The 6,159-nt window shown below is 71.7% G+C and carries 7 protein-coding genes; 3 read left to right on the plus strand and 4 right to left on the minus strand.

All coding sequences use genetic code 11. The features are described from left to right. Nucleotides 1-91 precede the first annotated feature (91 nt). Both C3486_RS12480 and C3486_RS12485 read left to right on the plus strand, forming a co-directional pair. Nucleotides 92-568, plus strand: a complete 477-nt coding sequence (locus C3486_RS12480; RefSeq protein WP_103832695.1) for an SsgA family sporulation/cell division regulator — start codon at nucleotides 92-94, stop codon at nucleotides 566-568. An 83-nt stretch (nucleotides 569-651) separates the two neighbouring features. Next, nucleotides 652-999, plus strand: coding sequence for a tetratricopeptide repeat protein (locus C3486_RS12485; protein ID WP_103832696.1), 348 nt, complete (start codon nucleotides 652-654; stop codon nucleotides 997-999). Nucleotides 1,000-1,071: 72 nt separating this feature from the next. Here the strand turns inward: C3486_RS12485 and C3486_RS12490 are convergent, their stop codons facing one another. The 4 genes from C3486_RS12490 to hppD all read right to left on the minus strand — a co-directional run bounded on the left by C3486_RS12490 (nucleotide 1,072) and on the right by hppD (nucleotide 5,638). Further along, nucleotides 1,072-2,514, minus strand: a complete 1,443-nt coding sequence (locus C3486_RS12490; protein WP_103832697.1) for an NAD(P)/FAD-dependent oxidoreductase — start codon at nucleotides 2,512-2,514, stop codon at nucleotides 1,072-1,074. A gap of 118 nt (nucleotides 2,515-2,632) precedes the next feature. After that, on the minus strand, nucleotides 2,633-2,920 hold the full coding sequence (locus tag C3486_RS12495; RefSeq protein WP_103832698.1) for a hypothetical protein: 288 nt from the start codon (nucleotides 2,918-2,920) through the stop codon (nucleotides 2,633-2,635). Between the two features lie 70 nt (nucleotides 2,921-2,990). Then, the gene (locus C3486_RS12500; protein WP_103832699.1) at nucleotides 2,991-4,355 is read right to left on the minus strand and encodes an FAD-binding oxidoreductase; all 1,365 of its coding nucleotides are present in this window, start codon (nucleotides 4,353-4,355) and stop codon (nucleotides 2,991-2,993) included. A 137-nt stretch (nucleotides 4,356-4,492) separates the two neighbouring features. Further along, on the minus strand, nucleotides 4,493-5,638 hold the full coding sequence (hppD, locus tag C3486_RS12505) for a 4-hydroxyphenylpyruvate dioxygenase (protein WP_103832700.1): 1,146 nt from the start codon (nucleotides 5,636-5,638) through the stop codon (nucleotides 4,493-4,495). Between the two features lie 134 nt (nucleotides 5,639-5,772). On the opposite strand from hppD, the gene C3486_RS12510 reads away from it, so the two are divergent. Continuing rightward, nucleotides 5,773-6,159 (plus strand): Lrp/AsnC family transcriptional regulator (locus tag C3486_RS12510; RefSeq protein ID WP_103832716.1); only part of this gene is annotated, 387 nt, incomplete at its 3' end.

A 6,159-nucleotide genomic window follows, 5' to 3' on the forward strand; every position in this document is an offset into this window, starting at 1 on the left:
GTCGCGTAATGGTCCGGGAGTCACGGCCTCTATCCCTGTGCGGGCGGTTGCTCACGGGGTGCCCGCACAGAAACGTAGAGAGGCGTGACACATGCACACCGTGGTGGAACGAGAGCTGGAACTGGGCCTGGTGCTGTCGCCGGAGCGCAGCGTTGCGGTGCCTGCCCGGCTGACGTACCGGACCGATGATCCCTACGCCGTACACGTCGCCTTCCACATCGGCTCCGACTCCCCCGTCAACTGGACGTTCGCGCGCGAGCTGCTGGTGGAGGGGGTGTTCCGGCCGTGCGGCCACGGCGACGTGCGGGTGTGGCCGACCAAGGCCGAGGGGCGCAGCCTGGTCTGCATGGCGCTGAGCTCGCCGGACGGGGACGCGCTCCTGGAGGCCCCGGCGACCGCGGTGTCGGCGTGGCTGGAGCGCACGCTGCGGGTGGTGCCGCCGGGCACCGAGGAGGAGCACCTCGGGATCGACAAAGGGCTGAGCGAGCTGCTGGCGCTGGCCCCGCGGGACGAGCTGTGGCTGCGCGACCCGTGGCCGTCGGACGAGTCCCCTGAGGGCGGCGCGTAACCCGTCGCATGTCCGGCCGGTACGTACGCCGGTCCCCCGAGAGCTGGTGGAATGTTCAACCATCTCGGGGTGTTGGCGAGACCATGACCGAGACGTACTACACGCACGGCACGCCCGCCGAGCGCTGGGACCGTGCGGGCCTCTTCTTCGAGGCCAAGGACTACACGACCGCGGCGCGGATCCTGGAGGGCCTCGTCGACGAGGTCCCCGAGCTCGTCGCGCCGCGGCTGCTGCTGGCCCGCGCCTACTACCACTCCGCGCAGCTGTGGCGCGCGGAGGCGGAGCTGCGCGCGGTCCTGGAACGGGACCCGGTCGAGAGCTACGCCCAGCTGATGCTGGGCCGCACCCTCCAGCGTCAGGGCCGCCCCGCGGAGGCGGCCCCCTATCTCCGGATCGCCGCCGCCATGACGGGCGACCCGGACCTGGACTGAGCCGCGGGGGCCGCCCGGCCCCCGTACGGCCGCTGCCCCGGCCGGCGCCGGTCAGGCGTGCCGGGCCGCGCCTCAGCCCCGGTAGCTCTCCAGCAGCCGCAGCCACACCTCGCTGATCGTCGGATACGCCGGCACCGCGTGCCACAGCCGGGACAGCGGCACCTCGCCGGCCACCGCGACCGTCGCGGAGTGCAGCAGCTCGCCGACGCCCGGGCCGACGAAGGTGACGCCGAGCACCACCTCGCGGTCCAGATCGACGACCATGCGCGCGCGGCCGCAATACCCGTCGGCGTACAGGCTCGCGCCCGCCACGCCGCCCAGGTCCACGTCGACGCTGCGGACCCGGTACCCCGCGCGCTCGGCCTCCGCGACGGTCAGCCCGGCCGAGGCCGCCTCCGGGTCGGTGAAGACGACCTGCGGCACGGCGGCGGTGTCGGCGGTCGCGGCGTACGCGCTCCAGCGGCCGGTGTCCGGCTCGTCGCCCCGGGCGCGGGCCGCGATGGCGGCACCCGCGATCCGGGCCTGGTACTTGCCCTGGTGGGTGAGGAGGGCCCGGTGGTTGACGTCGCCGACCGCGTACAGCCAGCCGCCCTCCACCGCCGTCACCCGGCAGCTGTCGTCCACCTCCAGCCAGCTGCCCGGCGTGAGGCCCACCGTCTCCAGGCCGAGGTCGTCGGTGCGCGGGGCGCGGCCGGTGGCGAACAGCACCTCGTCGGCCTCCAGCCGCTCGCCGCCGCTCAGGGTGAGGGTCACGGGGCCGTCCGGATCGGCGCGGTGCACCTCCTCGACGGAGGTGTCCCAGCGGAGGTCGGCGCCGGCCTCCTTCAGCGCCTCGGCCACCAGCTCGCCGGCGAACGGCTCCATGCGGGCCAGCAGCCCTGAGCCGCGGACCAGCATCGTGACCTCGGAGCCCAGCGCCTGGAAGGCGGTCGCCATCTCCACCGCGACCACGCCGCCGCCGACCACCACGAGCCGTCCCGGCACCGTCTGCGCGCTGGTCGCCTCGCGGCTGGTCCAGGGCCGCGCCGTGGCCAGTCCCGGCAGGTCAGGGAGCGCCGCGCTGCTGCCCGTGCAGACCGCGACGGCGTGCCGGGCGGTCAGCTCGGTGCCGTCGTCGACGGTCACCCGCTTGGGCCCGGTCAGCCGGCCCCGGCCGCGTACGAGGTCGATGCCGGCCGAGTCCAGCCACTCGACCTGGCCGTCGTCCTTCCAGTGCGAGGTGAAGGCGTCGCGGCGGGCGAACACGGCGCGGGCGTCCAGCGGCCCGCCCGCCGCTTCCGGCAGTCCGGGAATCCGGCGCGCGTCGGCGCGCACGGTGACCGGGCGCAGCAGCGCCTTGGACGGCATGCACGCCCAGTACGAGCACTCGCCGCCGACCAGTTCGCTCTCCACGATCACGGCGCTCAGGCCGAGGGCGTGCGCGCGGTCGGCGACGTTCTCGCCGACCGGGCCGGCGCCCAGCACCACGACGTCGTACTCCCTGGTGTGCCCTGCGGGTTCTGCGGTCTGTGCCATCGGCGAATCTCGCTCCCTGCGTGCGGGGGTCCGGCGGTGAACGGGTCTGGCGACCATCCTCCGCCCGCGGGCCCGCCGGGGCCACAGGACAACCGGCCGGTCGGCGGAGGCCGGCCGGTCAGCGTATGCGTGCCTCGACCGCCGCCTTGGCCTCGGCCAGGCCGGCGCCCGTCAGCTGCCGGTACCGCTTGATCGCCTCGATCTTGCGGTCGCGGCGGAGCAGGTCGTCGATCTCGGCCAGCTCGGGGCGGTCGTCGGTGATGCCGTGGTGCGCCAGGAGGAGGTCCAGCCGGTGCTCCGTCTCGCGCAGCCGCCGCTCCAGCCGCTTGGTGCGGCTGTCGGAGAAGCTGTTGAGCAGCAGGAGCACGACGAGGACCAGCGTCGCCGCGAGCAGTGCGTTGTCCATGGCAGGACTGTACGGGCCGGCACTGACAACGCCCCTCGCGGCTCGGCGGGTTCAGCGGGCCGGGCCCGCGTCAGAAGACCTTGCCCGGGTTAAGCAGGCCGTGCGGGTCGAAGACCTGCTTGATGCCGCGGTGCAACTCCAGGGAGACCGGGCCCAGTTCGCGGGCCAGCCACTCCTTCTTCAGTATGCCGACGCCGTGTTCGCCGGTGATCGTGCCGCCCAGCTCCAGGCCGAGTCCCATGATCTCGTCGAAGGACTCGCGGGCCCGCCGGGACTCGTCGGGGTCGGCCGCGTCGAAGCAGACGGTGGGGTGAGTGTTGCCGTCGCCGGCGTGCGCGCAGACGCCGATGGTGAGGTCGTACTTCTCGGCGATGGCGGCGCAGCCGTTGAGCAGGTCGGCGAGCTTGGAGCGGGGCACGCAGACGTCGTCGATCATGGTGGCCGTCTTCACCGCTTCGAGCGCGGTGAGGGTGAGCCGGCGGGCCTGCAGCAGCATGTCGGACTCGGCGGCGTTCTCGGCGGGGACGACCTGGGTGGCGCCCGCCTCCTCGCAGAGCGCGCCGACGGCGGCCAGGTCGGCGGCCGGGTCCGGGCTGTCGAAGGCGGCCAGGAGCAGCGCCTCGGTGGAGTCCGGCAGACCCATGTTGGCCATGGCGTTGACCGCGCGGATGCTCGTACGGTCCATCAGCTCCAGCAGCGAGGGGGCGTGGCCGCGGGCCATGATCTCGCAGACCGCGGCGCAGGCGGCGTCCGTGGAGGGGAACTCCGCGGCCAGCGCGAGCTGTTGCGGCGGCTCGGGCTTGAGCGCGAGGACGGCCCGTACGACGATGCCGAGGCTGCCCTCGGAGCCGACGAAGAGCCGGGTGAGGTCGTAGCCGGCGACGCCCTTGGCGGTACGGCGGCCGGTCTGCAGCAGCCGGCCGTCGGCGAGGACGACGTCCAGGCCGAGCACGTACTCGGCGGTGACGCCGTACTTCACGCAGCACAGGCCGCCCGACGCGGTGCCGATGTTGCCGCCGATGGAGCACATCTCCCAGCTGGAGGGGTCCGGCGGGTAGTACAGGCCGTGCTCGTTCACCGCGCGGGAGAGGGTGGCGTTGATGACGCCGGGCTCGACGACCGCGATCCGGTCGACGGGGTTGATCTCCAGGATGCGGTCCATCTTGGTCAGCGAGAGCACGATGCAGCCGTCGGAGGCGTTGGCGGCGCCGGACAGGCCGGTGCGGGCGCCCTGCGGGACGACGGGGACGCGCAGTTCGGTGGCGGTGCGCATGACGTGCTGGACCTGCTCGACGGTGCGCGGCAGGACGACGGCCGCGGGAATGCCGGCTTCGCAGAAGCTGGCCATGTCGTGGGCGTAGGAACCGGTGACATCGGGGTCGGTGAGGACCGCCCCTTCGGGGAGTCCGCTGCGCAGCTGTGCGATGAGGTCCATGGCGACACCTTGGCATCCGTGCGGCCTACACGGAAGATTCCGGAAGCCGGTTTCCATGCCCGTTCAGTTGCCCGTTTCGGGCGCCCGTCCCGGCCCCCGTTCCGGGCCCGGGCGGCGTGCCCGGGCCCGGCGGGCGGTCACAGATTGCCGCGCTTGGCCTGCTCGCGCTCGATCGCCTCGAAGAGGGCCTTGAAGTTGCCCTTGCCGAAGCCCAGCGAGCCGTGCCGCTCGATCATCTCGAAGAAGACGGTCGGGCGGTCCTGGACCGGCTTGGTGAAGATCTGCAGCAGGTAGCCGTCCTCGTCCCGGTCGACCAGGATCTTCAGCTCGCGCAGCGTCTCCACCGGCACCCGGGTCTCGCCCGCCCAGTCGCCGAGCGTGTCGTAGTACGAGTCGGGCGTGTCCAGGAACTCCACGCCGGCCGCGCGCATCGAGCGCACCGTGGCGACGATGTCGTTGGTGGCGAGCGCGATGTGCTGGACGCCGGCGCCGCCGTAGAACTCCAGGTACTCGTCGATCTGCGACTTCTTCTTCGCGATCGCGGGCTCGTTGATCGGGAACTTCACCTTGCGGGTGCCGTCCGCGACGACCTTGGACATCAGCGCGGAGTACTCGGTGGCGATGTCGTCACCGACGAACTCCTTCATGTTCGTGAAGCCCATGACCTTGTGGTAGAAGGCCACCCACTCGTTCATCTTCCCGAGTTCGACGTTGCCGACGCAGTGGTCGATGGCCTGGAAGAACCGTTTCGCCGGGGGCTCGACGATCGGGTCTGCGGCAACGAAGCCCGGCAGGTACGGGCCGTCGTACCCGGACCGCTCGACCAGGGTGTGCCGGGTCTCGCCGTACGTCGCGATGACCGCGCGCACGACCGTGCCGTGCTCGTCCTTGGTCTCGTACGGCTCCTCGAGCCCGCGGGCGCCGTGCTCGACCGCGTAGGCGTACGCGGCGCGGGCGTCGGGGACCTCGATGGCCAGGTCGATCACGCCGTCACCGTGCGCGGCGACGTGGTCGGCGAGGAAGCGGCCCCACTCGGTCGACGGCTTGATGACGGAGGTGAAGACGAAGCGGGCGCCGCCGGACGTGAGGACGTAGGAGGCGGTCTCGCGGCTGCCGTTCTCCGGCCCCGAGTAGGCGACCCGCTTCATGCCGAAGGCGGTGGCGTAGTAGTGCGCGGCCTGCTTGGCGTTGCCGACGGCGAAGACGACGGCGTCCATCCCCTTCACCGGGAAGGGGTCCGCCTGCGCTGCCGTACCAGGTGAATGATCGATGGTCTCAGTCATGGCCGCAGGCTCTCTCTGATCCACAAGGTGCGCAATAGTTTGCGTTTCGACTGGACAACATGCTCAGCGACCCACGGGTATCGTCGGGCGATCTGTACATCCTGACCACCGTCAGGCCCATCGAGAGGCGGCACATGGCGATCGACCGACTGGACGGGCGGCTCATCGAACTGCTCGCGGAGGAGCCGCGCATCGGAGTGCTGGAGGCGTCCCGCCGGCTGGGGGTGGCGCGCGGCACGGTGCAGGCGCGGCTGGACCGCCTTCAGTCGAATGGCGTCATCCGGGGATTCGGCCCCGATGTGGATCCGGCCGCACTGGGATATCCGGTGACCGCTTTCGCCACGCTGGAGATCAAACAGGGCCAAGGCGCCGACGTTCGTAATCATTTGGCAACCGTCCCCGAGGTGCTTGAGCTGCATACAACGACGGGACATGGGGACATGCTCTGCAGATTGGTTGCACGTTCCAACGCCGATCTGCAACGTGTCATCGACCGCGTTGTCGGCTTTGATGGCATCATG

The sequence above is a fragment of the Streptomyces sp. Ru73 genome (genome assembly GCF_002920575.1).
Lineage (GTDB): Bacteria > Actinomycetota > Actinomycetes > Streptomycetales > Streptomycetaceae > Streptomyces.